This window comes from Arthrobacter agilis (assembly GCF_006494655.1).
Taxonomy (GTDB): domain Bacteria; phylum Actinomycetota; class Actinomycetes; order Actinomycetales; family Micrococcaceae; genus Arthrobacter_D; species Arthrobacter_D agilis.
Map to the genome: position 1 here is coordinate 99,275 of NZ_VHIM01000003.1, position 25,302 is coordinate 124,576.

Annotated in this window: 23 protein-coding genes; 10 read left to right on the forward strand and 13 right to left on the reverse strand. The window is 70.1% G+C overall.

Annotated elements, in window-relative coordinates; all coding sequences use genetic code 11:
• Positions 1-34: 34 nt before the first annotated feature.
• Together FJV46_RS05290 and FJV46_RS05295 are read right to left on the reverse strand one after the other, a co-directional pair.
• Positions 35-1,402: an aldehyde dehydrogenase family protein gene (locus tag FJV46_RS05290; RefSeq protein ID WP_087029195.1), complete on the reverse strand. Its 1,368-nt coding sequence runs from the start codon at positions 1,400-1,402 to the stop codon at positions 35-37.
• Positions 1,399-2,253: an SDR family NAD(P)-dependent oxidoreductase gene (locus FJV46_RS05295; protein WP_087029193.1), complete on the reverse strand. Its 855-nt coding sequence runs from the start codon at positions 2,251-2,253 to the stop codon at positions 1,399-1,401. The genes FJV46_RS05290 and FJV46_RS05295 overlap by 4 nt, the downstream gene beginning before the upstream one ends.
• Positions 2,254-2,352: 99 nt before the next feature.
• On the opposite strand from FJV46_RS05295, the gene FJV46_RS05300 reads away from it, so the two are divergent.
• The 4 genes from FJV46_RS05300 to FJV46_RS05315 all read left to right on the forward strand — a co-directional run bounded on the left by FJV46_RS05300 (position 2,353) and on the right by FJV46_RS05315 (position 7,309).
• Positions 2,353-3,681, forward strand: a complete 1,329-nt coding sequence (locus tag FJV46_RS05300; protein WP_087029191.1) for a uracil-xanthine permease family protein — start codon at positions 2,353-2,355, stop codon at positions 3,679-3,681.
• Between the two features lie 27 nt (positions 3,682-3,708).
• Positions 3,709-4,713, forward strand: coding sequence for a hypothetical protein (locus FJV46_RS05305; protein ID WP_087029190.1), 1,005 nt, complete (start codon positions 3,709-3,711; stop codon positions 4,711-4,713).
• Positions 4,714-4,745: 32 nt separating this feature from the next.
• Positions 4,746-5,699, forward strand: coding sequence for a hypothetical protein (locus FJV46_RS05310; RefSeq protein ID WP_232008539.1), 954 nt, complete (start codon positions 4,746-4,748; stop codon positions 5,697-5,699).
• Positions 5,700-5,839: 140 nt separating this feature from the next.
• Positions 5,840-7,309, forward strand: a complete 1,470-nt coding sequence (locus FJV46_RS05315) for a glycoside hydrolase family 43 protein (RefSeq protein WP_087029188.1) — start codon at positions 5,840-5,842, stop codon at positions 7,307-7,309.
• Between the two features lie 181 nt (positions 7,310-7,490).
• Here FJV46_RS05315 and FJV46_RS05320 read toward each other — a convergent pair whose 3' ends face one another.
• The 4 genes from FJV46_RS05320 to FJV46_RS05335 are packed head-to-tail and all read right to left on the reverse strand — an operon-like array spanning position 7,491 to position 10,651.
• Positions 7,491-8,327 carry a glycerophosphodiester phosphodiesterase family protein gene (locus FJV46_RS05320; protein ID WP_087029187.1) on the reverse strand — a complete coding sequence of 279 codons (837 nt, stop codon included), beginning with the start codon at positions 8,325-8,327 and terminating at the stop codon, positions 7,491-7,493.
• Entirely contained in the window at positions 8,305-9,114 is an 810-nt protein-coding gene (locus FJV46_RS05325) for an HAD family hydrolase (protein ID WP_087029185.1), read from the reverse strand. The genes FJV46_RS05320 and FJV46_RS05325 overlap by 23 nt, the downstream gene beginning before the upstream one ends.
• 50 nt (positions 9,115-9,164) lie before the next feature.
• Entirely contained in the window at positions 9,165-9,692 is a 528-nt protein-coding gene (locus tag FJV46_RS05330) for a YbhB/YbcL family Raf kinase inhibitor-like protein (RefSeq protein ID WP_087029183.1), read from the reverse strand.
• A 38-nt stretch (positions 9,693-9,730) separates the two neighbouring features.
• On the reverse strand, positions 9,731-10,651 hold the full coding sequence (locus FJV46_RS05335; protein ID WP_087029411.1) for a carbohydrate kinase family protein: 921 nt from the start codon (positions 10,649-10,651) through the stop codon (positions 9,731-9,733).
• A gap of 210 nt (positions 10,652-10,861) precedes the next feature.
• Here FJV46_RS05335 and ftsW point away from each other — a divergent pair, with 210 nt between their 5' ends.
• Positions 10,862-12,085 carry a putative lipid II flippase FtsW gene (gene ftsW, locus FJV46_RS05340; protein ID WP_087029181.1) on the forward strand — a complete coding sequence of 408 codons (1,224 nt, stop codon included), beginning with the start codon at positions 10,862-10,864 and terminating at the stop codon, positions 12,083-12,085.
• Between the two features lie 45 nt (positions 12,086-12,130).
• Here the strand turns inward: ftsW and FJV46_RS05345 are convergent, their stop codons facing one another.
• Positions 12,131-12,613 (reverse strand): PGPGW domain-containing protein, encoded by a 483-nt coding sequence (locus FJV46_RS05345; protein ID WP_087029409.1) that lies wholly within the window; start codon positions 12,611-12,613, stop codon positions 12,131-12,133.
• A 160-nt stretch (positions 12,614-12,773) separates the two neighbouring features.
• Here FJV46_RS05345 and FJV46_RS05350 point away from each other — a divergent pair, with 160 nt between their 5' ends.
• The 3 genes from FJV46_RS05350 to FJV46_RS05360 are packed head-to-tail and all read left to right on the forward strand — an operon-like array spanning position 12,774 to position 15,185.
• A complete protein-coding gene (locus tag FJV46_RS05350) occupies positions 12,774-13,763 on the forward strand; it encodes a ring-cleaving dioxygenase (RefSeq protein WP_087029179.1) in 990 nt (329 codons plus the stop codon).
• Complete coding sequence (locus FJV46_RS05355) at positions 13,760-14,395, forward strand: alpha/beta hydrolase (RefSeq protein WP_087029177.1); 636 nt, start codon at positions 13,760-13,762, stop codon at positions 14,393-14,395. The genes FJV46_RS05350 and FJV46_RS05355 overlap by 4 nt, the downstream gene beginning before the upstream one ends.
• On the forward strand, positions 14,388-15,185 hold the full coding sequence (locus FJV46_RS05360; protein ID WP_087029176.1) for an isocitrate lyase/PEP mutase family protein: 798 nt from the start codon (positions 14,388-14,390) through the stop codon (positions 15,183-15,185). The genes FJV46_RS05355 and FJV46_RS05360 overlap by 8 nt, the downstream gene beginning before the upstream one ends.
• Here the strand turns inward: FJV46_RS05360 and FJV46_RS05365 are convergent.
• A complete protein-coding gene (locus FJV46_RS05365; RefSeq protein ID WP_087029407.1) occupies positions 15,178-16,032 on the reverse strand; it encodes an alpha/beta hydrolase family protein in 855 nt (284 codons plus the stop codon). The two genes, FJV46_RS05360 and FJV46_RS05365, sit on opposite strands and share 8 nt — an antisense overlap.
• 152 nt (positions 16,033-16,184) lie before the next feature.
• Between FJV46_RS05365 and FJV46_RS05370 the strand changes: the two genes are divergently transcribed.
• On the forward strand, positions 16,185-17,294 hold the full coding sequence (locus tag FJV46_RS05370) for a GTP pyrophosphokinase (RefSeq protein WP_087029174.1): 1,110 nt from the start codon (positions 16,185-16,187) through the stop codon (positions 17,292-17,294).
• Between the two features lie 11 nt (positions 17,295-17,305).
• Here FJV46_RS05370 and FJV46_RS05375 read toward each other — a convergent pair whose 3' ends face one another.
• From FJV46_RS05375 to FJV46_RS05385, 3 genes are read right to left on the reverse strand one after another with little or no spacing between them, the layout of a single operon-like run.
• Positions 17,306-18,814, reverse strand: coding sequence for a carboxyl transferase domain-containing protein (locus FJV46_RS05375; protein WP_087029172.1), 1,509 nt, complete (start codon positions 18,812-18,814; stop codon positions 17,306-17,308).
• Positions 18,811-20,055 carry a CaiB/BaiF CoA transferase family protein gene (locus tag FJV46_RS05380; protein WP_087029169.1) on the reverse strand — a complete coding sequence of 415 codons (1,245 nt, stop codon included), beginning with the start codon at positions 20,053-20,055 and terminating at the stop codon, positions 18,811-18,813. Before FJV46_RS05380 ends, FJV46_RS05375 begins: the two co-directional genes overlap by 4 nt.
• Before the next feature lie 43 nt (positions 20,056-20,098).
• Entirely contained in the window at positions 20,099-21,463 is a 1,365-nt protein-coding gene (locus FJV46_RS05385; protein ID WP_087029167.1) for an SLC13 family permease, read from the reverse strand.
• A 143-nt stretch (positions 21,464-21,606) separates the two neighbouring features.
• Here FJV46_RS05385 and FJV46_RS05390 point away from each other — a divergent pair, with 143 nt between their 5' ends.
• Positions 21,607-22,308, forward strand: coding sequence for a FadR/GntR family transcriptional regulator (locus FJV46_RS05390; RefSeq protein ID WP_087029165.1), 702 nt, complete (start codon positions 21,607-21,609; stop codon positions 22,306-22,308).
• A 70-nt stretch (positions 22,309-22,378) separates the two neighbouring features.
• Here the strand turns inward: FJV46_RS05390 and FJV46_RS05395 are convergent, their stop codons facing one another.
• Positions 22,379-22,843 (reverse strand): SRPBCC family protein, encoded by a 465-nt coding sequence (locus FJV46_RS05395; RefSeq protein WP_087029164.1) that lies wholly within the window; start codon positions 22,841-22,843, stop codon positions 22,379-22,381.
• 34 nt (positions 22,844-22,877) lie between these two features.
• Complete coding sequence (locus tag FJV46_RS05400) at positions 22,878-25,262, reverse strand: phosphoketolase family protein (protein ID WP_087029162.1); 2,385 nt, start codon at positions 25,260-25,262, stop codon at positions 22,878-22,880.
• Between the last annotated feature and the right edge of the window lie 40 nt (positions 25,263-25,302).

A 25,302-nucleotide genomic window follows, 5' to 3' on the forward strand; every position in this document is an offset into this window, starting at 1 on the left:
CGACGGCCCGGGCCGGCATCCCGCGCCGGGACAGCTAGAGGAGCCTGCGCAGCAGAACGCGCTTGACCCTGCCGAACGGTGGATATGCCAGCCGCAGCGTGTCCACCCCGGCGGGTTTGGAGAACACGGGCTGCAGGTGGCTGAAGGTCACGAAGGACTGCCGGCCGTGATAGCTGCCCGTCCCGCTCGCCCCCACGCCCCCGAAGGGCAGGCCGGGCACGGCGAGCTGGATGGTGCAGACGTTGTGGGCCAGGCCGCCCGCCTGCACCCGCTCCGTGAACGCGGCCAGGTGCTCGGCGCGGTCACTGAAGAGGTACGCGGCCAGCGGGTGCGGTCGCGCACCGATGAAGCGGATCGCGGCGTCGAGGTCCTCGACCTCGAGGACGGGCAGCAGCGGGCCGAAGATCTCCTCCTGCATGAGCGGTGAGTCGGGGTCCACGTCCCGCAGCACGGTCGGCTCGATGTACCGCTCCGCGCGGTCGTGGCGACCGCCGGACACCACGGTGCCGCCGTCCAGGAGCCCGACCAGCCGGTCGAAGTGGTGGTCGTTGATGATGCGACCGTAGTCCCCCGACGTCCGCGGGTCCGTCCCGTAGAAATCCTGCACGGCGTCGGCGAGCGCCTCGGCGAGTGCGGGTGCGGCCGCCGGCGTCGTCAGGATGTAGTCGGGCGCCACGCACGTCTGCGCCGCGTTCATGAACTTCCCGTAGGCGATCCGGCGGGCTGCGGCCCTGAGGTCGCCGCCCACGACGACGGCGGGGGATTTGCCGCCGAGCTCGAGCGTCACGGGCGTGAGGTGCTCTGCCGCAGCCTTCATGACGATCTTCCCGACGCGCTCCCCACCCGTGTAGAACACGTGGTCGAAGGGCTGCGCGAGGAGGTCGGAGCTGACTTCCGCGCCGCCCTCGATCACCGTGACGGCGTCCGTGTCGAGGTACAGCGGCAGGAGCCGGGCCAGGACCGCCGACGTGGCGGTGGCCAGCTCGCTGGGCTTCAGCACGGCGGCGTTGCCCGCCGCGAGCGCCCCGACGAGCGGTGCGAGCACGAGCTGCAGCGGGTAGTTCCACGGGCCGATGATGAGCACGACGCCGAGCGGCCGCGCCTGCGTCCACGCGCGTCCGGGCCGCAACCCACCCGGCACGGCGATCTTCTCGGGCGCCATCCAGCGCGCCAGGTGCCGGCGGGCGAAGTCCAGCTCGGCGCGCACGACGGCGATCTCGGAGAGGAACGCCTCCGTGCGGCTCTTGCCGAGGTCTTCCTCGAGCGCGGCCGTGAGCTCCTGCTCACGCTCGGTCAGCAGGCGGCGGAGGGCGTCGAGCTGGCCACGCCTCCAGCCCACGGGCCGGGTTGCACCGGTGGCGAAGTACCGGCGTCGGCGGTCCAGGAGTGCTGCGGCGTTCATCGCTCGCCCTTCGGGTCGGGGGTGGCGCCGTCCGGGCGCCCGGTGAAGTGGTCCATGGAGCTGTAGACCCGGAAGACCCGCCCGGCGACGACGTCCCAGGCGGGTTGTGGCAGCAGGTTGCGGAGCGTTCCCGCCAGCTGGACGGTCCACGGCAACTGGACGCGCGCCCGGCCGGCCAGCATGCCCTCCCACGCCCTGCCCACCACGTACCCCGGTTCCATGAGCGGGGTCAGCAGGGGGCCGCGGGCGCCCTCGAACATGCCGGTCCTGATGTAGCTGGGGATCAGGGTGGTGACGGCGATCGGGTGGCGGGCGGCGCGCAGTTCGAGTCGGAGGGAATCGCTCCAGCCGATCACGGCCCACTTCGACGCCGCGTACACGCTCATCCGCGGGACGGCCAGGGTGCCCGACGCCGACGCCACGTTGAGGATGCGTCCGGGCGTGCCACGCGCGATCATCGCCGGCAGGAAGGCCCGTGCCACGTGCATGGGACCCGCCGTGTTGATCCGGAGGGTCAGGTCGATGTCGGCGTCGTGCTCGTGCTCCCAGAAGTACTTGCCCCGGACGATTCCCGCATTGTTCACGAGGACGTCGGGCACACCGACGTCGTTCAGGACGGCGTCCGCAGCTGCCCGGATGGACCCGCCGGAGCCGACGTCGACCACGTAGCTGTGGACGGCGGTACCGGTGGGGCCGAGGACCGCCACCGTGTCCTCGAGCGCCCGTGCGTCGACGTCCCACAGCACGACGGCGGCCGCACCCTCACGCGCGGCCCGCTCCGCATACAGCCTCCCCATGCCCCTGCCGGCGCCCGTCACCAGCACGGTGCGTCCCTGGACCGTGAATCCCATCAGCCTTGCCCCTTTGCTCGCTGACAAGCAACGTAACACTCCCGTCACGCGCTGCCGATAGGATTTCCCGGAACCCCGACGCATCCGGAAGGCACCCCCATGAGCACACGCGGTATCGGCTGGACCCTGCACGGGGACGGCAGGAACGTCGTTCCGGGCGGCTATGTCGCTCCCGACGAGCGGCTGACCTGGCCGAGGACCATCGGCATCGGCGCCCAGCACGTGGTCGCGATGTTCGGAGCCACGTTCCTCGTGCCGCTCATCACGGGCTTCCCGCCGTCGACCACCCTGCTGTTCTCGGGTGTCGGGACGCTGCTGTTCCTCGTCATCACGGCCAACCGCATCCCGAGCTACCTCGGCTCGAGCTTCGCCTTCATCGCGCCCATCGCCGCCGCCCAGTCGCAGCACGGCCCGGCGGGCGCGCTGGGTGGCATCATCATGGCCGGGGCAGCACTCGCCATCATCGGGCTGATCGTGCACACCGCCGGGGCGCGGTGGATCCAGGTGGCCATGCCGCCCATCGTCACGGGCGCCATCGTGGCCCTGATCGGCCTCAACCTGGCACCCACGGCCAAGGCGAGCTTCGAGCAGGCGCCCGTCACGGCCCTCGTCACCGTGATCGCGATCCTGCTCGTCACGGTCCTCTTCAAGGGCATCCTCGGGCGGCTCTCCATCCTGGTGGGTGTCCTCGCCGGCTACGTCGTCGCCATGGTGCGCGGAGAGGTCGATTTCGCCGCGATCAACGATGCCGCGTGGATCGGTCTCCCCGAGTTCGCGGCACCGGAGTTCCACCTGTCCGTCGTCGGACTCTTCGTCCCGGTGGTCCTCGTCCTGGTGGCCGAGAACATCGGACACGTGAAGTCCGTGGCGGCGATGACCGGCCGGGACCTCGATCCACTGACCGGTCGGGCACTGATGGCCGACGGCCTCGCGACCATGATCGCGGGCGCGGGAGGCGGTTCGGGTACCACCACCTACGCGGAGAACATCGGGGTGATGGCGGCGTCGCGCGTGTACTCGACGGCCGCGTACTGGGTGGCGGGGATCGTGGCCATCCTGCTCAGCCTCCTCCCGAAGTTCGGGGCGCTCATCGCCACCGTCCCCGCGGGTGTCCTCGGCGGCGCGGGCGTGGTGCTCTACGGCATGATCGGCGTCCTCGGGGTGCGCATCTGGGTGCAGAACCAGGTCAATTTCTCCAATCCCATCAACCTCTCCACAGCGGGAGTTGCCCTGGTGATCGGGATCGCGGACTTCACCTGGGTCATCGGGGACCTGACGTTCGCGGGGATCGCCCTCGGAACGGCGGCCGCCCTGATCATCTTCCACGGCATGACGGCGGTCGCCCGCGCCCGGGGGAGCGAGCACGTCGCCGGACCGGAGGAACTGGAGTCCCGCGACCACGGCAGCAGGCCCTCGAAGCTCGGCTGACCCGTTCCGGGTGGGAGGATCGGTGCCATGGACAATCCCCGCGAGATCTGGGCCTCCCCCGAGTGGCGTCAGCAGGCCGACCAGTGGATCGACCTCGTGCTGGAATCCTTCGGGGTGATCCGGCAGGGGCCCACGGAGCAGCCGCGCATCCGCTTCTGGTCCACACAACTCACCGTTCCCACCGACCACGGCAGGCTCTGGTTCAAGGAGAACAACCTCGGGCAGCTGCCGGAGGCCTCCATCATGTCCCTGCTCGGCGAGCTGGCGCCGGACCACATCGCTGCTCCGCTCGCGATCGAACCCTCGCGGGGGTGGATGCTCACGGCTGATCACGGTGCGACGCTCGACACCGTGGGCTCGGACGACCCGTCCGTCTGGACCCGCATCGTCGGTGACTTCGCGGACCTCCAGCAGGCGGTGGCGCCCCACGGGGACCGGTTGTCCGCGGCAGGGCTCGTCATCATGAACCCGGAGGTCGCTGCCAACTTCGTGGAGAACCAGCTGCTGCTCCACACCGGCCTTCCTCCGGACCACCCGCTGTTCCTCTCCGCGACAGAGGCGGACCACGTGCTCGGGCGCCTGCCCGCGATCGGGGCGGCCGTCGACGTGCTGCGCGGCATCCCCGTGCCCCTCTCACTCGACCACAACGACCTCCATGCGAAGAACTGCTTCCTGCCCGGCGCCGCCACGGCTCCGCTGCGCTTCTTCGATTTCGCCGACTCCTACTGGGCCCACCCGTTCAGCGCGCTCCTCGTACCGATCGCGCGGATGCGCGAGCAGTGGAACACCGGGCCCGACGATCCGCGGATCCGCGCTGTCACCGACGCGTACCTCGAGCGCTGGACGTCGTACGCCACGCTGCCGGAGCTGCGTGCCGCCGTCGAGCCCGCGCTCAGGCTCGCAGGCGTCCACCGGTACGGGTCATGGCTGCGCCTGCTGGTATACGCGGACGACGAGTCGATGCGCACCTACGCCCCCCTGGCCCTCCAGTACCTGCGGACTCTGGCGGACCCCGTCGTGACGGCTGGATAGAGTAGCCGTCAGTGCCGCACCGCAGGGGGCGGGTGGCAGGAGCCGACAGGGGGACGACGGCGATGGTCCTGGAATCGACCACACGCAGGGCGGACCGGCACCGGCCGCTGCATCCCGCCGTGCTCGGCCTGCTGATCGGTGTCGGGGCGGCCCTGGTGGGACTCGCGCCCTGGCTGGTCAGCGGGGCACGATTGCCGCTGCAGAACCTGTGGGCCGCCCCGACCACACCGGACGACATGCCCCGCGCGCTCCTGCCGATCGGCCAGTACCACCTCCTGACGATCGTCGGCCTGCTGGTGACGGGTGGGGCCGCCGCGGGTACGGTGCTGCGCGTGTGGATTCCCGACCGCCGCAGGACCGTGACGGGAAGCGCCGTCGCCGGCCTGCTCGCGGTCCACGTCGCGGCGGCCGCGCAGTCGCTCACCGTGGCCGGCTCGGGCCTCTCGGCCGGCCAAACAGCCCGGATCTACCTCGTCGGCATCCTGGCGGGGGTCGTGGTGACCCTCGCGGCAGCCGTCGTCGCCCTTCTGCTCCTCTCCGCCGCGTCGCGGACCACGGCGGCACTCGGCGTGGGTCTGGTCGCCGTGCCCACTGCACTCTGGGCCGGCGAATGGGCCCTCGCCTTCGCGGAACCCTTCGAGGTCCCGGCCTGGGTGCATCTCGCGATCCGCTGGCTTCCCGCCGTACTCGTGGGGTGCGCGCTGGCCTGGTGCGGCCTGGCTTCGATGCGGCGACGGGCCGTCTGGCTCGTGGACCTGGCGTTGCTCTGGCTCGTTCCGCCGGTGTTCGACACCGTGCGCACCGTCGTCGGGACGCGCGTGTACCTCGGGGACCCCGGCGCGATGCTGACACTCGCGCGGGATGCCCTGTCCTCCTCCCTCGGGCCGGGCGGCGGTTCGGCGGCCACCGTCGCGACCGCGGTGGTCATCGCCGTCGCAGGCCTCCTCGTCCGCGCCGCGCTGCGCCGGCGGCGCTCGAGCACCTGACGCGCAGGGCGCTCCGCCGATGTTCCCCTTGACCGACCGCTCGAGCTCGTGCGACTCTTCTACAACGATGTAGACAACGATGTAAACGGGCGGCGACAAGACGTCGCCCGGTACCTCCCCTCCGAAAGGACCACGTGATAATGACGTCACGTTCCACGTTCTGGTCGCACCCCGTCAGTGTCCTCGCAGTCCTCGCCCTGGCCTTCACGGGCGCCGCGACGCCCGCCACGGCAAGCCCGAAGGCCCCCGCAGAGCCCGTCACCCTCACCCAGCAGTCCGCAGCGGACAGCCTGGAGGACCTCGTGGGCGGCAAATCCGTGGTCGGCGAGACGAGCCCCATCCACGACCCCGCGCTCGTCATCGACGACGACGGCACGTGGTACGTCTACTCGACCGGTCTCGTGGCCCGCGAGAACGGCGGGACCATCCAGACCTGGTCGTCGACGGACGAGGGGACCACGTGGGAGTACCGGGGGACGGTCTGGGACCGGATCCCCGCCTGGATCGACGAGCGCTTCTCCGACGGTGCGCTGCCCGAGAATCTCTGGGCCCCGGAGATCTACGAGAACGACGGCACCTACTACCTCTACTACTCGGCGTCACGCTTCGGGACCAGTACCTCCCTCACCGCACTGGCCACCAACACCACGCTCGATCCCGAGGATCCGGACTACGAATGGGTGGATCAGGGACTCGTGGTCGAATCCCCCGTCAGCGGCCTGGACCCCGGCAACCCCGGCAAGACGTTCAATGCGATCGACGCCGGGATCGTCGAGGACGCCGACGGCAATCCCTACATGTCCATCGGCTCCTTCTGGTACGGGATCTTCCTGGTCCCGCTCGAATGGCCGACCGGCAAGCCCGTGGAGGACTGGCAGGCGCAGACCGTCAACCTCGCAGACCGCTTCATCCCGGGAAACCCGATCGAGGCGCCCTACATCATGGAACGTGACGGGTACTACTACCTCTTCACCTCCTTCGACTTCTGCTGCCGCGGCGCGGACTCCACGTACAAGATCGCAGTGGGCAGGTCGGAGTCGATCAGCGGACCGTACCTCGACAAGGAGGGCCGCGACATGTTCGGTGGTGGCGGGAGCATCCTGATGGAATCGCACGGCGCCATGAACGGCCTCGGCGGGCAGTCGGTCTTCGGCGACTACCTGGCGTTCCACTACTACGACGACGGCAACACGGCGGCCCCGTACATCCCGACCCTCGGCCTGCAGAAGATGGGCTGGGAGGACGGCTGGCCCACCGTCGACCAGACGGTCGACCTGCCGGAGCTGGTCGCTGCCCCGACGGCCGTCGCGGTCCGCGACGGACACAGGGCCCGCCTGACGGCGAGTGCCACTGGCACCCCCGAGCCCGTGGCGGTCTGGGAGAGTTCCGACGACGACGGCGCCACCTGGCAGCCCGCCGAGGTCACCCAGACAGCGGCGCGGACCGCGGACGGCACCTACTCCTCCACCGCCGAGATCAGGAAGGCCTCCCGTGCCGACGACGGCCGCCTGTTCCGGGCCACCTTCTCCAATCCTCATGGTTCGGTGACCACCGACTCCGTGGAACTGACCGTCGACCCGAAGCCCGGCAAGGGCAAGGGCCGCCAGTAACTCCTGCCGCGCCTCCCGGTGGAGGCGCGGCAGTGACCAGGCTCGGTGGATCAGCGCTGGGCGCGATACCAGCGGTGATGCACCGATACCGAGGGAGCCCGGTTGCGGGAGTGGCCGCGACCGGGCTCCCGCACGTGGGGCACCGGAACCGGCGAGCACCACCGGACGGGAGGGCGGGCCCCTAGGGTTCCTGGCCGGGCTGCGCCCCGGTCCACGCCGAGCGCTCCCGCAGGCAGGTCGCGAGGACGTCCGCGGCGTCCGAGACGAGCCCGTCCACCCCGAGATCCAGCAACCGGTCCATGTCCCGCCGCTCGTTGATCGTCCAGACGTGCACCTGCACCCCGGCGGCATGGCAGCGGGCCACGAAGGCCGGCGTCACGACACGGATGCCCCGGTGTCTCTCGGGAACCTGCAGCGCCTGGACACCCGCGCCACGGGCGATGGGCGCGGCGAGGCCGAGCGGTGCCGACAGTTTCACGAGCGCATTGACCATCATGCCGGCGGAGGATGCCGTCGGCCGGTCGAGCAGACGCAGCACCCGTCGTCGGCGCCGGTCGGAGAAGGAGGCCACGAGCACGCGGTCGTGGGCGGCCAGCCGGTTGACGAGCTCGGCGAAGGGCCGCACGCAGTCGTCGCTCTTCACGTCGATGTTCAGGCGCAGCCCGGGCCACCGGAGCAGCACCTCCGCCAGGGTCGGCACGCCGCCTCCGCCCCCGACGCGCAGGGCGGACAACTCGGCCGCGGTGCGGTCCGCGATCGGCCCGGTGCCGTCCGTCACGCGGGCGAGGTCCTCGTCGTGGAAGACCATCACCTGGCCGTCCGAGGACGCGCGGACATCGATCTCGAGGTAGCGGAAGCCCAGCTCCACGGCGCGCTGGAACGCCGCCATGGTGTTCTCGTCGCCCTCGGGCGCGAACCCCCGGTGGGAGAATCCGATCGGGGAGCGCGCACGCCCCGCGACCACGCGGTGGTCGAGGTAGGGGTAGCGCCCGGGATCAGGCCGTCCGGAGTGCCGCAAGCCGTTCCTCCAGCACCTGCGCCACGCCGTCCTCGTCGAACGGCGGCGCCACCAGGTTGGCGGCAGCCAGCGCGTCGGCGTGACCGGACGCCATCGCGTAGCCCCATCCGGCCCAGTCGAGCATCTGCACGTCGTTCGGCATGTCCCCGAAGGCGACGACGTCGGCGGCATCGATCCCGCGGTCCGCGGCGTACCGGGCCAGGGTCACCGACTTGTCGATGTTCGGGACGGCCATCTCCAGCAGCGCGATGGTCGGCGCCGAGTGCGTCGTGGAGACCAGGTGCGCGACGGCGGGTCGCACCGCCGCGAGGAACTCGTCCGGTGAGACGCCCTGCTCCCGTGCGAGGAACTTCACCACGTGCTCCCCCGGCAGCGATTCCTCGAACGGCCGGGGCGCGATGCCTCCGAGGAGCTCCGAGGTCGCCGCGTCCGCGAAGCCGGATTCCACCGTGAAACCGGACACCGTCTCGGCCGCGAAGGTGGCCGCCGGGTACAGACCGCGGATGATGTCGCGTGCCGCGTACACGTGCTCGGGGTCCAAAAGCTGCGCGTCCAGCACGCGGTCGCCCTCGAGGTCGTAGGTGAGTGCACCGTTGGAGCAGATGACCGTCCCGGTGTGGCCGAGCTGTTCCCGAAGTGGCTGCAGCCAGCGCGGCGGGCGGCCGGTGACGAAGACGACGTCCACCCCGGCCTCCGCGCACGCCCTGAACGCGCGGATGGTGCGCTCACTCATCCTTCCGTCGCTGCCGACGACGGTCCCGTCCATATCGCTCGCCACGAGGCGCATCGCTGACTCCTTCAGGTCTGGACTCCCACCCTACCGGCGGTGCCGCGCCACTACTGCTCGAAGGTGCCGACCAGACGGGCACGGCCGATGCTGTGCGAGAACAGGTTGAACCCGAGGTAGGCCGGCGTGGCCTCGGCCGGGACGTCCAGCGACTCGACATCCACGGCGTGGACCACCACGTGATAGTGGTGCGGCCCGTGTCCGGCGGGGGGCGCGGCACCGACGAAACCCGCGAAGCCGCCGTCGTTCCTCAACTGCACGGCACCGGCGGGCAGCAGGTCCGAGCCGTCCGTACCCGCACCGGCAGGAAGCGAGGTGGTGGTCACGGGCAGGTTCAGCACCGCCCAGTGCCAGAAGCCGCTCGCCGTGGGCGCATCCGGATCGTAGACCGTGACGGCGAAGCTCCTGGTCCCCTCGGGGAATCCGGTCCAGCTGAGCTGCGGCGACTCGTCCCGGCCGCCCGCGCCCATCACTCCGGAGGCCTGCGCGGACGCGAGGGCCGCGCCGTCACGGATGTCCTCGCTCGTGAGCTGGAAATCGGCTACCTGGGGAAGGTCTGCGTAGGGGTCGCGGGTCATCGCTGTGCTCCTTGGGATCGTTCGGTGTCGTGGGTCTCTCAGGCCTGCGTCATCTCGTCCCGTGTCGGCGGGTTGGCGCCGGCACGGGAGACGGTCATGGCCGCAGCCCTGGCCGAGTACTGCAGCATGTCGGTCAGCTGCCCGAGGTTGATTCGGCGCAGCTCGGCCCTCCGATGGGCGCCGTCGAGCTCGAGGTCCACGAGGGAGCCCACGAGGGCCGCCATGAAGGAATCCCCCGCCCCCACCGTGTCCACGACGCTCGTCGACGGCGCGGGGACGGAGACCTCTCCGGCGCGGCACACGCCCCACGGCCCCTTCGAGCCACGGGTCACGACGACGACGGCGGCGCCGGCCTCCAGCCACGCGCGGGCCGACGCCTCGGGAGAACGGTCCGGGTAGAGCCACGCGAGGTCCTCGTCCGAGGCCTTGATGACATCCGCCAGCACCACGAACTTCTCGGCCTGCTCCCGCGCATACCTCGCATCACGGATGATGGTCGGCCGGCAGTTCGGGTCGTACGTCACCGTGACGAGGGGGTGCGCTGCGGTCACGAGCGACAGGACGTCATCGGCGCCCGGAGCGAGCATCGTGGCGATGGACCCAGTGTGCAGCAGCGTGGAGCCGTCCAGCAGTGTGTCCTTCTGCGCCCTGAGGCCGGGGAGCTCCCAGACGAGCCGAAAATCGTAGGCGGCTCCGCCCGCGGGATCGAGCCGCGCCGTCGCCACGCTGGTGGGGGAGTCGTCCGCCGCCACCGGGAACAGCACCGAGTTGTCGCGCAGGTGACGCTGGATCAGCCGGCCGTACTCGTCCTCGCCGTACCGCCCCACGAACTGGGCGGGATGACCGAGGCGCGCGAGACCCACGGCGACGTTCATGGGACTCCCACCCACATGCGCGCGCATGGAGGCGGTGTCGCTGACTACTTCGTCGATGAGGGTTTCCCCGATAACGGTGAGCACGGATTCAACGTACCAGCCCCGATCCGTCCGCCGCCCGGGCCGCATCCGGGTGCTTCCGGGACGCAGGCGCCCGATACGTTTCCTGTGGATTACCCGGGAGTTGCTGAATCACCCGCGGCACCTCCCTGACCACCCGTCGGATCCTTGGGACACTGGTACTCCTTCCCCTCCGCCCCTGCCCGCTCCGGCGGGTCCCGCCCCAGCACTCCGATGACACCACCCTCCCGTTCCGCTGTCGCAGCACGACCGAGCACCACTGGATCGCGCCCAGAGTCACGCCACCACCGCCTGTGGAGCCTCTTCGCCACGCAGGGCCCGCACTCGAACCGGAACGCGCGGAACCTGCTCATCACCACCACCCTCGCCCTGGTGGCCATCGGGCTGATGATGGTGCTCTCGGCGTCGTCGGTGGAACTGGTGGCCGCCGGGAAGTCGCCCTTCGACACCTTCCGCAAGCAACTGATGTGGGCGGGGATCGGCGGGGTGGCCCTGGTGGTGTGCGCGTTCATTCCGCTCCGGGCATACCGGCGGCTGGCGTGGCCCATCCTGCTCGGCTCCTTCGTGGTCTCCCTGCTGGTCTTCACGCCGCTCGGCTACGAGGTGCAGGGCAACAGGAACTGGATCCGGGTCGCGGGCCTCACCGCCCAGCCCTCGGAGTTCCTGAAGCTCAGCATCGTGGTCTGGGGTGGGGCCGTCCTCGCCCGGAAGGCCAGGCTCCTCGGCGACTGGAAGCACATGTTCGTCCCGGTGGCGCCGGGCGCAGCCATCGCCATCCTCCTGGTCATCGCGGGGAAGGACCTCGGCACCGCGATGATCCTGGCCCTCATCGCCGTCGCCCTCTTCTTCTTCGCCGGCGCCAGCCCGAAGCTGTTCATCGGCGGGATCGCGGCCGGCGTGATCGGCGTCGGGCTCGCCGTCGTATCCAGCCCCAACCGCATGAACCGCATCAGTGCATGGCTGGACCCCACCGCCGAGGGGACGGCCGAGGGACTGGGCTACCAGAGCGCCCAGGCACTGTACGGACTGGCGGGCGGCGGCGTGTTCGGCGTCGGCGTGGGTCAGAGCAGGCAGAAGGTGAGCTGGATCCCGGAGGCCCACAACGACTTCGTCTTCGCCATCCTCGGCGAGGAACTCGGCCTCGTGGGCGCGCTGATCGTCATCCTGCTCTTCGCCGTGCTCGCCTTCTCGATCGTCCGCATCTCGAAGCTGGCCGACGATCTCCACACCACCTACATCTGCGGCGGCGTGCTCGTGTGGATCGTGGGGCAGGCCATCCTCAACATCGCCGTCGTCACGGGCATGATCCCCGTGATCGGCGTGCCCCTGCCCTTCATCTCCTACGGTGGCTCCTCGATGGTGGCCGTCCTCGCGGCCGTGGGCGTCCTCGTCTCCTGCTCGCGGGCCACCGATCGGCGGACCGTCGGCGTCGCCTGACCGCTCGCGGGCGCCCATGGGCGCCGGCCTCGAGGGGCGCGGGGGTCAGTCGGCGTCGGACCAGAGGGTCGCGGGACGGGCCGGGATCGGCCGCCCGCGGAACCGGTGCACGCTGTAGACGATGAGCACGAGCGCGATCACGGACGACACCACGAGGCTGATCCCGGTGCCCGTGCCCCCGAAGAGCCACCACTTGTCGTCCAGGAACCACCAGGCCGGCACCGCGGGCTTCACGATCCACAGGACACCGAGGCTCATGATCACGAGGGCGCTGGCGCAGCTCGCCAGGATCCGCGGGATCGTCTTCACGCCGAGCGCGGCGGCGTGATAGGCGTTGGCCTTGAGCGGCCGGAGATACCGTCGCGCCCAGTGGTACTGCTGCGACAGGAGGGCAAGACCCGCGGCGATCATGAGGAGTCCCGGCCCGGGCAGCACGAGGGCCGCGATTCCGACCACCACGAGGGTCCACCCGAACACCTCGATCACGGTGCGGCGGACCCATCCGGGGACCCGCTCTCTCGCTGCCATGCTCACAGGATGACACAGGTGGCCGCGCATGGACGACGCTCAGCAGGCTGGCTAACGAGCCCTGCTGGGGGAGGGAAGGAACCGGGAACAAAGCGGCAGGTACATGCGTTTGCATGGACATACCGGCCCGGGAGGGTCGGTCCCAGCCAAGGAGGACAGCGTGACCGCACGAACCGAAGGTCTCCACCACGTCACCGCCATTGCCGGTGACCCGCAGAAGAACATCGACTTCTACATCAGGGGACTGGGCCTGCGCCTCGTCAAGAAGACCGTGAACTTCGACGATCCCGGCACCTACCACCTGTACTACGGCGACGAATCCGGGCGCCCCGGTTCACTCCTGACGTTCTTCCCCTGGCAGGGCATCCGCAGCGGACGCGTGGGCAGCGGGCAGTCCACCACCACGGCCTTCTCCGTCCCGCAGGGCACCCTCGGCTGGTGGCAGGAGCACTTCAAGGCCATCGGTGTCGAGTCCACGATCTCCCGCGCCTCGTCCGAGGAAGAGCGCCTCTCACTGCGCGACCCGGACGGCCTCCAGATCGACCTCGTGGCCTCCTCGATCTCGGACCCGCGTGACCCCTGGGGCTCCAGGTCCGTCCCGGCCCAGTACGCCGTCCGCGGCCAGCACTCGTCGGTCCTGACGGTGCAGGACCCCACGCGCACGCTCGAGACCCTCACGCAGGATCTCGGCATGAACATCCTCGCCGAGAAGGACGGCCGATACCGCCTCAGCACGCACGACGGCGAGCCCGGCAGCGTCGTCGACGTCGTCACCGACGCCCGTGGCGAGCGCGGGCTGGTGGCCGGGGGCACCGTGCACCACATCGCCTTCCGCGTGCCCGACCAGGCGACGCAGGAGGTGTGGCGGCAGGAACTGGCCGACCGCGGCTACGGCGTGACGGCCATCCTCGACCGCCAGTACTTCACCTCCATCTACTTCCGCGAGCCCGGTGGAACGCTGCTGGAGATCGCGACGGACACCCCGGGCTTCGACATCGACGAACCCCTCCTGGAACTGGGCCGCTCGCTGAAGCTCCCGCCATGGCTGGAGCCCAATCGTGACGCCATCTCGCACGCTGTCGCGAAGATCGACCTGCCCGGGGAGAACAATCCTGCCGTGCAGGCCTTCTTCCAGCAGGAGAACCGATGACCGGAACCTGGCCCCACCTGTTCCGGGAGGGAGCGGCGGGCACCCCCGTGCTGCTGCTCCTGCACGGCACCGGCGGAACCGAACAGGATCTCCTGCCCCTCGTCGAGCGCCTCTCGCCCGGCTCCGGGTACCTCGCACCGCGCGGGCCCGTGCAGGAGCACGGCATGAACCGCTGGTTCCGGCGCCTGCGCGAGGGGGTCTTCGACATCGACGACGTCGTCCGGCGCGCCGGGGAACTCGAGGAGTTCATCGAGTGGGCGCGGGACCAGTACGGCATCACGAACCGCGCACTCATCGCCGTCGGATTCTCCAACGGGGCGAACATCGCACTCGCCACCGCCCTGCTCCACCCGCGAACCCTGACCGAGGTCGTCGCGTTCTCGGGGATGTATCCGCTCGAGGGGCGCGCGGTCGACGCGGACCTGACCGGATCCTCGGTGGCGCTCTTCAACGGGAAGGCCGACGCCATGGCCCCCTTCGACAGCGTGGTGCGGCTCGGATCGATCCTCGAGAGCCGCGGCACCGAAGTAAGCCGGAACGTCCGCGAGGGCGGACACGGTATCCACCCCACCGAGGCCGACGGCGCAGCCGCCTGGATCGCCTCGCACACCCGGAAGGTTTCCCATGACTGACGCACCCACCGAGCTGAGCGGCCTCAGGGCCAAAGCCACCACGCTGGCGGAACTCCACTCCGCACCCGGGATCCTGCAGGTGATCAACGTCTGGGACGTCATCAGCGCGAAGACCATCGCCGACGTCCCCGGCACCACGGCACTCGCGACGGCGAGCCACTCGATCGCGGCCTCGCTCGGCTACGAGGACGGCGAGAACATCCCGGTCGCGGAGATGATCGCGGCGGTCGGCCGGATCGCCGCCTCCACCACCCTGCCCGTGTCCGCCGATCTCGAGTCCGGGTACGGCGATCCCGAGGACACCGTCCGCCGGGCGATCGGCGTGGGCATCGTGGGTGCCAACATCGAGGACCAGATGCGTCCTCTGTCCGACGCCGTGGCACAGATGGAGGCGGCCCTCAAGGCCGGCCAGGCAGAAGGCATCGACTTCGTCCTCAACGCCCGCACGGACGCCTTCGTGAAAGCCGGTGACCGCGACCCCGCGGAGGTGCTGGCCGACGCCGTCGAGCGCGGCAAGGCCTACCTCGCCATCGGTGCCACGAACGTCTTCGTGCCCGGTCTGCTCGACGAGCACGCCGTCACCACGCTCGTCGAGGCGTTCGGGCCGCAGCGCCTCAGCGTCATCAACGTGCCGGGCAGCCTCGCCCCGTCACGCCTGCAGGAGCTCGGCGTCGCCCGGATCTCCTACGGACCGTGGACCCAGCGTGTCGCCCTGACCGCCCTCGCCGCCTCGGCCCGCGAACTCCTCGCCGACGGACAGCTGCCCGAGGGTACGCTGCCCCTCAACTAGGACGCCCTCCACGCGGGACCCGGCCGGCCTCCTCGGGGGTCGGCCGGGACCCGTCACGGCCGGCGCGGGTCCGCTCGAGGTGCGCGACGACGGCCACCCAGGCCTTCGTGCCCGGCGTGATGACCGCGAAGTGATCCCCCGGGACCACGACGAGCTCCGCCGTCGCACCCGCTTCCGTCGCCGCCCGCACGTAGGCCTCCGATTGCGCCAGAGGCACCGTGACGTCCTTCTTCCCGTGCACCGCGTAGACGGGAACACCCAGCGGGACGGCGGTCATGGGGTCCGCGAGCCGGTACCGCACGGCATCCTCCGGCGCTCCCAGCAGATTCTCGACGGCGCCGTCACTGAGGCCGAGGTCTCGGGCCGCCGCGAGATCGAGGACCCCTGCCTGGCTGACGACGGCGGTGAGCGGGACAGCCGGCACCCCGGCTCCGGGCGAGCCCGCAGGGAGTCCCTCCCGACCCGCAGCCCACACCGCGAGGTGACCGCCGGCCGAGTGACCGAGCGCCGTCGTCCGCGTCAGGTCCAGCCCGTGCTCCGCGGCAGCGACCGCGAGGTGGTCGATCCCCGCCGCGACGTCGTCGAACGTGGCGGGCCACCCGCCGCCGCCCCCGGCACGGCGGTACTCGAGGTTCCAGCAGGCGTAGCCACGCGATACGAGATCCCGCGCCAGCGGTGTACCCAGTTCGGCACCGTAGGTGGAGCGCCAGTACCCGCCGTGGACGATGACGACCACACCGTCCACCGCCGCGCCCTCCGGGGGCAGATGAAGATCGGCGAACTGGCTCGGATGGTCACCGTAGGCGTAGCGCTGCGGGAGGGCGGCCGGCTTCTGCGGCCTGGCCAGGCGACCGAGAACCGCAAGGAGTCCCACCGCTGCGGCGGCCAGGAGGGCGAGGGCGGTACGACGGCCCCCGGGATTCAGCGCATGCACAGGCCACAGCGTAACCGTCGCCCGGGTTGGCTACGATGAAGACTCCCCTCGGAAAGGCATGGTGCATGGGCGCTTGGGATGATCTCGACGAGCGGCTGCGGCCCGGGGTCGAGGCGCATGTGCGCGAGTTCGAGCGCGTCCGGCCCGCCCTCGACAGGGTGACGGCCGCGATGCGGGACAGCATCGCCGGTATCTTCGAGGGCACCGACCTGAATCCGCTGTTCGTCACGGCGCGGACCAAGACGATCGATTCCTTCCGCGACAAGGCATCGCGTACCCTGCCGTCGCCCGAGGAGGGCGCGCCGCCGCTGCTCGTGTTCCCGGATCCCATGCGCAACCTGACGGACCTCGTGGGCGTCCGCATCATCACCACGCTTCCGCACGAGGTGGATCTCGCCGCGAACCTGCTCAAGCGCCAGCGCCAGGAATTCGACTGCCGGGGGGACCGGGAGAAGGACATCGGATCCATCGAATCCGGCACGTACGGCTACTCCAGCCGTCACCTGATCATGCGGACCATCCACCATGACGTGGTCCGGGCCTTCCAGCAGGCCGTCGATCCGGAGACCAGGGCCGCAGGAAGCTACCTCTTCGAGGTGCAGATCCGCACGGTGCTGGCGCACGCCTGGTCCGAGATAGAACACGACATCCGCTTCAAGGCGTCGAACCCGAAGGCGTGGAGCCCCTACTTCGACCGCCAGTTCACCGGCACGGCGGCCATGCTGGAGACCGTCGAGTCCGCCTTCGCCGAACTGCACGAGCGCTATGAGACCGTCACCGGCTTCTGGGACGAGGACGGTGAGGGCAGCGCACCCCTCACCCCCAACCGGATCCGGGACGTCTGGCAGACGCTGCTCCCCCACGTCGACCGGAAGTCCGACGACAACTGGGGGTGGGCTGCCGAGCTCCTCGCCGCTCACGGTCTCAGGACCACGCTCGAGCTCGTGTCGCTGCTGCAGGCGGACACCATCACCACGGTCCGGAGGGCCCTCGACCACCGGTACTCTCCGGGCCCCGACCGCCTGCTGGACGACATGCTGCTGTGGCACTACGGCGAGCGCCACATCGAGCTGACCGCCGAGCCGAAGGATGCCGAGAGCACGTCGCGCCGCGACAGCCTCCAGCGCCGGCACCGCCAGATGGAGGTCTACCGGGCGCAACACCCGGATACCTGAGGTCTGCTCGGTCAGCCCCCCGCCTGGTACTTCCCGGCCCGCCGCCGCAGCCGATCCTCCGCCGGCAGCCGCCGGACCCTGGCCAGCTCGTACTCGATCGCGACGGCCATCCGCTCGCAGAAGGCCCGGCCCTCGTCGGCGGCGTCCGGCCGCTCGTCCACCACGTGGTCGACGACGCCCCTGCCCACGAGAGCGGCGACCTTCACGCCCTGCGCCTCCGCCATCTCGGGAGCCCGGTCCACCGTCCGGTGCACGATCGCGCTGGCGCCCTCCGGCGGCAGCGGCGAGAGCCAGGCGTGCTGCGCGGCGATCGTGCTGTCCGCGGGAAGCAGCGCGAGCGCCCCACCGCCGGCGCCCTGCCCGAGGAGCACGGAGACCGACGGCGAGGCCAGGCCGATGAGATCGTGCAGCGAGCGGGCGATCTCCCCGGCGAGCCCGCCCTCCTCCGCGTCCGGGGAGAGATCGGCCCCGGCCGTGTCGATGACCGTGAGCAGGGGCAGTCCGAGTTCCTCGGCGAGCTTCATGCCGCGGCGTGCCTCCCGGAGCGACGCCGGTCCCATCGCGGACTCACCCGCCTGACGGGGCCGCTGGTGCCCGAGCACGATGCACGGCTGGGCGCCGAAGCGCGCGAGCGCCAGCAGGAGCCCCGGGTCCTTCTCGCCCTGGCCCGTACCGTTCAGTGGCAGGACGTCCCGGGCACCATGCGCGAGCAGGCGGCGGAGATCCGGCCGCCTGCGGTTCCGGGAGATGATGATGGACTCCCACGCCGTCTGCGTGCCGGGAAGCACCGACACCGTGGACGGCGCTGCTGGAGGCTCCGGGCTACCGGCCAGCAGCACGGCCAGCGCCTTGTCGATGATCCCCGCGAGGTGCTCGGGCGGCACGACGGCGTCGATCAGTCCCTTGTCGAAGAGGTTCTCGGCGGTCTGCACCCCCGGCGGGAACGCTTCCCCGTACAGCGCCTCGTACACGCGCGGACCGAGGAAGCCGAGCAGCGCCCCGGGCTCGGCGACGGTGACGTGCCCCAGGGATCCCCAGGAGGCCATGACGCCGCCCGTGGTGGGGTGGCGCAGATAGACGAGATAGGGCAGGCCCGCCTGGCGGTGGGCACGGACGGCGCCGGTGATGTCCACCATCGAGAGGAACGCCGGGGTCCCCTCCTGCATCCGGGTGCCTCCGGAGGCCGGTCCTGCCAGGAGCGGCAGGCCCTCCGCCGTCGCGCGCTGCACGGCAGCCGTGATGCGGTGCGCGGCTGCACTGCCGATGGACCCGGCGAGGAAGGTGAACTCGGACACGATGACGGCGACCCGCCGCCCGTGGATACGCCCCTCCCCCGTGAGCACGGACTCGTCGGCGCCGCTCTTCTCGCGCGCGCGCCGCACCACCTCCGCGTAGGCGGGATGGGTGCGCGGGTCGGGCACCGGCGCCGGGCTGTCCCAGGAGGAGAAGGACCCGGCGTCGAGCACGGAAGCGATCAGCTCACGTGCTGTGAGGTGCTGCACCCGCGTGTCGGCGCTCATCCTCCATCTCCCTCCGAGGCATCCGAGGCCTCCGCGGCCTCCGCCAGCCAGCTGCGGATGGCCTCGCCGTCGCCGTCGAGCAGGGGTGGCGCGGCGTGCTGCGTGCGGGTCGTCTCGGCATCCCCGTCGAAGAAGCGCAGCGGCGGCCCGGGCAGATCGATATCACCCAGGACGGGGTGGTGCACCGAGGTCAGGAGCCCCTGGGAGCGCACCTGGTCCCACGCGTACACCTCGTCCAGTGTCCGCACCTTGCCCGCGGGGATCCCGGCCTCGTTGAGCTTCTTGAGCAGGGCCTCCGCCTCGTAGGCGGAGAACGCATCCTCGATGACCCCGATCAGGAGGTCCCGATGACCCACCCGATCGGCATTCGTCGCGAACTCCGCCCGGCCGGCGTCGAGCCCGAAGGCCGTGGTGAACGCGGCCCACAGCTTCTCGCTGCCCACGCTGATCTGCACCTTGCCGCCGCGGCAGCTGAACAATCCGTACGGCGCGATGGAGGGGTGGTGGTTCCCCTGTGCCCGGGGCACCTCGCCGGCGACGGTGGTCCGGGTGCCCTGGAACGCGTGGACCCCGATGACGGAGGCGAGCAGCGACGTGCGCACCACCTGGCCGCGGCCTGTCCGCTCGCGTTCCAGGAGCGCGGCGACGGCACCGTACGCCCCGTACATGCCGGACAGCAGATCCGCGATGGGAACCCCGACGCGTTGCGGGTTCTCCGGATCCGGTCCGGTCAGCGACATGAGGCCGGCCTCGCCCTGCACGATCTGGTCGTACCCGCTCCGCAGTGCCTCGGGTCCGTCGTGGCCGAACCCCGTGATGGAGAGGATCACCAGGCCGGGGTTCAGCTCGAGCATGGCGTCGGTGGAGAAACCCAGCCGGTCGAGGACGCCCGTGCGGAAGTTCTCGATCACCACGTCCGCCCGGCGCAGGAGTTCCGTGAGCACGGACCGGCCGTCGTCGCTCTTGAGATCGAGGGCGATGGACTCCTTGTTCCGGTTGCAGGACAGGAAGTAGGTGGCCTGGCGGTCGTCCTCCGGCCCCACGAAGGGCGGGCCCCACCCGCGGGTGTCGTCCCCGGTGCTCGGCGTCTCCACCTTGATGACACGGGCGCCGAGGTCGCCGAGCATCATGCCCGCGTGCGGACCGGCCAGTGCCCTGCTGAGATCGACGACGAGACGCCCGGCGAGAGGGCCACCACCCGGGGTGGTCGCGGCGGCGTGGGTGGATGGATCGGTGCTCATGGGAACCTCCGGATCAGGGATCGTGCGGTGGCGGGGCAATGGCTCAGAGCCACCCGGGCACCACGAGGACGAGCCAGGCGATGAGCGGCCCGGCGACCACCACGATGCCTCCGTAGCCGAGGATCTGCTTGTAGAAGCGCTCCTTGTCGGTGCCCTCGGGTGCGTTCGCGAGGACCAGTGCCCCGTTCGTCGAGAACGGGGAGACGTCGACGACGGTCGAGGACACGGCGAGGGCGGCGACCACGCCGACGGCACTCACGGCACCTGTTTCGAGGAACGGGATGGCCAGCGGGATCAGCGCCGCGAGGATGGCCGTCGAGGACGCGAAGGCGGACACGACCGCGCCGATGTAGCAGATGAGCAGAGCCGCGAGCAGTGGGGCGCCGAGGCTGGCGACGCCGTCGGACACGTATTCGATGGTCCCGGCGGCCTGCAGGACACCGACGAACGTCAGCATGCCGCAGATGAGCAGCACGGTGGACCAGGCGATCTTGTTGACCGCTCCGCTCTGCGCCTTCGGGGAGATGAGGGCGAGGATCACGGCGACCGTGATGGCGACGAACCCGACGTCGACGCTGAACCCGAGGGCGATGACGGCGAGCGAGATGAGGCCGATGATGGTGGCCGGCTGCGAGATGCGGTCCTCGCGCGTCTTGGTGGCGACGGTGCCGTCACCTGCAGGGTCGCGCGGACCGTAGGTGCCGCTGCCGGTTCCCTTGTACGCGACGTCGGCGCGGCGCATGCCGGGGCTCGCATTGAAGCGGGCCTCGGCTGCCTCCTCGACGAATCCGCCGATGCGCGAGGAGAGGAGCGAACGTCCCCCGAGGACCACGAAGAGCACGACGGCGATCAGGAGGTTGAAGATGAAGCTGGCGAGGAACAACGCCAGCGGACTCGACTCGAAGCCGGAATCGCCGACGATCCGGTTCACGATGACGCCGTAGACCGCGATGGGCGAGAAGCCGCCGGCCTGGGCCCCGTGCACCACCATCATGCCCATGAGGAGCGGGGAGATCTTGTGGCGGGCGGCGAAGCCCAGGGCCACGGGGGCCATGATGGCGACGGCGGCCGGGCCGAGAGCACCGACGGCGGTGATGACGGCCGTGATGAAGAACATGACCCAGGGGATGAGCGCCACGCGGTTGCGGACGAGTTTCACGGCGCCGTTCACCAGCAGGTCGATGGTGCCGTTGTTCTGCGCGATGGCGAACAGGTAGGTCACCCCGACGAGGGTCAGGAAGAGCCCGCCGGGGAACTCGGCGATGATTTCGTCGGTCTCCATGCCGAGGAACACCGCCCCGAGGAGGAACGCGCCCACGAAGGCGAGCGCTCCCATGTTGATGGGCAGCAGGGTGGCTATCAGGAACATCGCCGCGAGGATGATGATCGATAGGAGCGGAGCGGACATCGTTATCCTCCAGCGGGCGACGGACGGGGATTTGAACTGTGACCTGCAGCACAGGAGCACTGGCCTAGCCTGTAGGAGAGTGGGTGTCCTTGTCAATCATCGGTCGGTAGCATGGTTGCACCACTATCCCGGGGAGAGCCAGCATGAGCGACGCCGCCAGCCCGCAACCACTGGGGCGCCTCGCCCGCCCGCGGCTGTACGAGCAGCTCGTGGAACAGCTCCTCGGCTACATCGAATCGGCGAAGCTGCAGCCCGGGGACCTCCTGCCGGCTGAACGGGATCTCGCGGAACGGCTCGGTGTCTCCCGGGCCACCCTGGCACAGGCACTCGTGGCCCTCGAGGTGCTCGGCGTCATCGACGTGCAGCACGGCACCGGTGCGGTCCTCCGCCACCGCGCGAGCGTTGCCAGCGTCATCAAGGGACTCCGCGAACACCGGAGCAGGCTGCCGGACATCGTCGAGGCGCGCAGCACCCTCGAGGTGCGGCTCGCCGCGCTTGCGGCCGAGCGCCGCACCGACGAGGATCTGGCCGCCATCGACGCCGCCCTGACCGCCATGCAGGCGGAGATCGACGACGGCGACCGCGGCGCGCACGGCGACGAACTCTTCCACCAGGCCGTCACCGCCGCGGCCCACTCCCCCGTCATGGCCCAGCTCATGGCCTTCATCGGCGAGATGGTGCTGGAGACCCGCCTCGAATCCCTGGCGCAGCCGGGCCGGCCCGAGCAGTCGCTCGCCTCGCATCGGGGTATCGCCGACGCCATCCGGTCACAGGACGCAGCAGCGGCCGGAGACGCGATGCAGCAGCACATCGAACTCGTCTCCGATGTCGCACTCCTGAAATAGCAACGGCCGGCCCCCCGAAGGGGACCGGCCGCCGTCGCTCAGTGGAACCTGAGGCGACGCGGAGGAGGGATCAGGCCTCGGACACCTGCGCCGCGAGATTCGCGAGCGTCGAGTCCAGGGCGTCCTGGGACACCTCGGGGAAACTCAGCTGCTTGAGGATCGCCTTGTCCGTCACGGCGGACCAGTCGTAGGTGACGGAGACGTCCGTGGAGTCCGGTCCGGCCGATTCGAAGCGCCACACCCATTCCCAGCCCGGGGGCTCCTCGCCCGCCGGGGCCGTTCGCCAGGCGATCAGCTTGTTCTCGTCGTAGCCGATCACGTGGTTGTCCGTCTGGTAGTCGCCGCCCATCTTCTCCCAGGTCATGTTCATGGTGAAGACCTGTCCCGTGGCGGTGATGCGGTCGGACTTGCTGTCCGACTGCACCATCCCCGAGCCGTCCAGGGCCGCGTGGTGGGCGGGATTCGACAGGATGGTGAAGATCGCACCGGCGGGTGCGTCGATGGTCCGGGTTGCGGAAATGTTCGTGTCGGTCATTCGGCGTTCTCCTTCTCGTTGTGGGCGACGGGTTTTACTTCGCGTCGTCCGGCGAAGATTCGTCGAGCGTCCAGCCGGTGATGGCCTCGAGGTCCTCGCCGGCGTCGCGTGTGTACTGCCACGCGCGACGCCGCTGATCCTGCAGGTCCTGCCGGAACCGCGCCTCGGTCGCTCCGAGGGTCGGCACGCGGTCGATCACGTCCATGGCCAGCTGGAACCGGTCTATCTGGTTCAGCATCGCCATGTCGAACGGGGTCGTCGTCGTGCCTTCCTCCTTATAGCCCCGAACGTGCAGGTTCCCGTGGTTGTTCCGCCGGTACGTGAGCCGATGGATGAGCCACGGGTAGCCGTGGTAGGCGAAGATCACGGGCTTGGATGTGGTGAAGAGCGTGTCGAACTCCCGTGCGGACAGGCCGTGCGGGTGCTCGGTGGAGTCCTGCAGTCGCATGAGGTCCACCACGTTGACCACGCGGATCTTCAGCCCCGGGATCCCCGCCGTCAGCAGTCCCGCCGCAGCGATCGCCTCGAGGGTCGGGACGTCGCCTGCGCAGCCGAGCACGACGTCGGGCTCCACCCCGGGCTCCTCCGTGCCCGCGAAACCGAGCACTCCGATGCCACGGGTGACGTGCAGGCGCGCCTCGTCCGGGCCGAACCAGGTGGGCGCGGGCTGCTTGCCGGTCACGATCACGTTGACGGTGTCCCGTGCCTGCAGGCAGTGCTCGGTGACCGCGAGCATGGTGTTCGCGTCCGGCGGCAGATAGACCCGGATGACATCCGCCTTCTTGTTCACCACGTGGTCGATGAACCCCGGGTCCTGGTGCGAGAAGCCGTTGTGGTCCTGCTGCCAGACGTGGCTCGAGAGCATGTAGGTGAAGGACGCGATGGGCTGCCGCCAGGGCATCGTCCTGTGGATCTTCAGCCACTTCGCGAACTGGTTGAACATCGAGTCGACGATGTGCACGAAGGCCTCGTAGCAGGTGAAGACGCCGTGCCGCCCGGTGAGGAGGTACCCCTCCAGCCAGCCCTGGCACAGGTGCTCGCTGAGCACCTCCATCACGCGTCCGGAGCGTGCGAGGTGCTCGTCGACGTCCTCGATCCGCGGCTGCCACACCTTGTCCGTCACCTCGTAGACCGCGGACAACCGGTTCGACGACGTCTCGTCGGGTCCGAACAGGCGGAAGTTGTGCGGGTTGCGTTCCATCACGTCCCGCAGGTACCCACCCACGGTGGTCATGGGGCTCACCTTCTCCGCGCCGGGAGAACTGACCTCGACCGCGTGCTCGGCGTAGGAGGGCAGCACGAGGTCCCGGAGCAGGCGTCCGCCGTTCGCGTAGGGCGTCGCACTCATCCGCAGGTCGCCCTCGGGGGCCAGGGCTGCGATCTCCGGTCTGAGTTCCCCTGCCTCGGTGAACAGGGTGCCCGGGTCGTAGGAGCGCAGCCATTCCTCGAGCTGGTGCAGGTGCTCCTCGTTGTCGTGGATCTCCGAGAGCGGCACCTGGTGGGCCCGCCATGTCCCCTCCACGGGCTTGCCGTCCACCTCCGCCGGACCGGTCCAGCCCTTCGGCGAGCGCAGCACGATCATCGGCCAGCGGGCCGCAGCGGCGTCCGCTCCCGCGGGTGAGGTGCGTGCGCGCTCCTGGATGGCATGGATCTCGTCGATGCACGCGTCCAGGACCGCGGCGAAATCGCGGTGGGCCGCCTCGGTGGCCCGAGGGTCGGAGACCGTGACGAAGTGTGGATCGTACCCGTAGCCGTACATCAGCTGCCGCAGCTGCTCCTCCGGCATGCGGGCGAGGACCGTCGGGTTGGCGATCTTGTACCCGTTCAGGTGCAGGATCGGGAGGACGGCGCCGTCCACCGCAGGGTCCACGAAGCTGCTCGAGTGCCAGCTCGTCGCGAGGGGGCCCGTCTCCGCCTCGCCGTCGCCCACCACTGCCGCGGCGATCAGCGAAGGGTTGTCGAACACGGCGCCGTAGGCGTGCGCCAGGCTGTACCCGAGCTCGCCACCCTCATGGATGGAGCCGGGAGTCTCCGGCGCAGCGTGCGAGGGGATGCCGCCGGGGTAGCTGAACTGTTTGAAGAGGGCGTTCAGGCCTGCGCCGTCGGTGCCGATGTTGCTGTACACCTCGGAGTAGGTGCCCTCGAGCCAGGCGTTCGCGACGTTGGCGGGTCCTCCGTGGCCGGGTCCGGTGATGAACAGCATCTCCTGCCGGCGCTCGGCGATCACCCTGTTGAGGTGCGCATAGACGAAGTTCAGACCCGGCGTGGTTCCCCAGTGACCGAGCAGGCGTGCCTTGACGTCCTCACCCGCGAGCGGCCGCGTGAGCAGGGCGTTGTCCCGCAGGTAGATCTGGCCCACCGAGATGTAGTTGGCGGCCCGCCACCAGGCGTCCAGCCCGCCGAAATCACGATCCTTCATGTTTGCCTCCCTGGTTGTCCATGTCCTGATTCCGTCATCT

Coding starts and splice junctions, on each gene's coding strand:
- FJV46_RS05290 (WP_087029195.1), bottom strand. CDS start 1,402: ATGAACGCCGCAGCACTCCTGGACCGCCGACGCCGGTACTTCGCCACC.
- FJV46_RS05295 (WP_087029193.1), bottom strand. CDS start 2,253: ATGGGATTCACGGTCCAGGGACGCACCGTGCTGGTGACGGGCGCCGGC.
- FJV46_RS05300 (WP_087029191.1), top strand. CDS start 2,353: ATGAGCACACGCGGTATCGGCTGGACCCTGCACGGGGACGGCAGGAAC.
- FJV46_RS05305 (WP_087029190.1), top strand. CDS start 3,709: ATGGACAATCCCCGCGAGATCTGGGCCTCCCCCGAGTGGCGTCAGCAG.
- FJV46_RS05315 (WP_087029188.1), top strand. CDS start 5,840: ATGACGTCACGTTCCACGTTCTGGTCGCACCCCGTCAGTGTCCTCGCA.
- FJV46_RS05325 (WP_087029185.1), bottom strand. CDS start 9,114: ATGCGCCTCGTGGCGAGCGATATGGACGGGACCGTCGTCGGCAGCGAC.
- FJV46_RS05330 (WP_087029183.1), bottom strand. CDS start 9,692: ATGACCCGCGACCCCTACGCAGACCTTCCCCAGGTAGCCGATTTCCAG.
- ftsW (WP_087029181.1), top strand. CDS start 10,862: ATGACACCACCCTCCCGTTCCGCTGTCGCAGCACGACCGAGCACCACT.
- FJV46_RS05345 (WP_087029409.1), bottom strand. CDS start 12,613: ATGGCAGCGAGAGAGCGGGTCCCCGGATGGGTCCGCCGCACCGTGATC.
- FJV46_RS05355 (WP_087029177.1), top strand. CDS start 13,760: ATGACCGGAACCTGGCCCCACCTGTTCCGGGAGGGAGCGGCGGGCACC.
- FJV46_RS05360 (WP_087029176.1), top strand. CDS start 14,388: ATGACTGACGCACCCACCGAGCTGAGCGGCCTCAGGGCCAAAGCCACC.
- FJV46_RS05370 (WP_087029174.1), top strand. CDS start 16,185: ATGGGCGCTTGGGATGATCTCGACGAGCGGCTGCGGCCCGGGGTCGAG.
- FJV46_RS05375 (WP_087029172.1), bottom strand. CDS start 18,814: ATGAGCGCCGACACGCGGGTGCAGCACCTCACAGCACGTGAGCTGATC.
- FJV46_RS05380 (WP_087029169.1), bottom strand. CDS start 20,055: ATGAGCACCGATCCATCCACCCACGCCGCCGCGACCACCCCGGGTGGT.
- FJV46_RS05385 (WP_087029167.1), bottom strand. CDS start 21,463: ATGTCCGCTCCGCTCCTATCGATCATCATCCTCGCGGCGATGTTCCTG.
- FJV46_RS05390 (WP_087029165.1), top strand. CDS start 21,607: ATGAGCGACGCCGCCAGCCCGCAACCACTGGGGCGCCTCGCCCGCCCG.
- FJV46_RS05395 (WP_087029164.1), bottom strand. CDS start 22,843: ATGACCGACACGAACATTTCCGCAACCCGGACCATCGACGCACCCGCC.
- FJV46_RS05400 (WP_087029162.1), bottom strand. CDS start 25,262: ATGAAGGATCGTGATTTCGGCGGGCTGGACGCCTGGTGGCGGGCCGCC.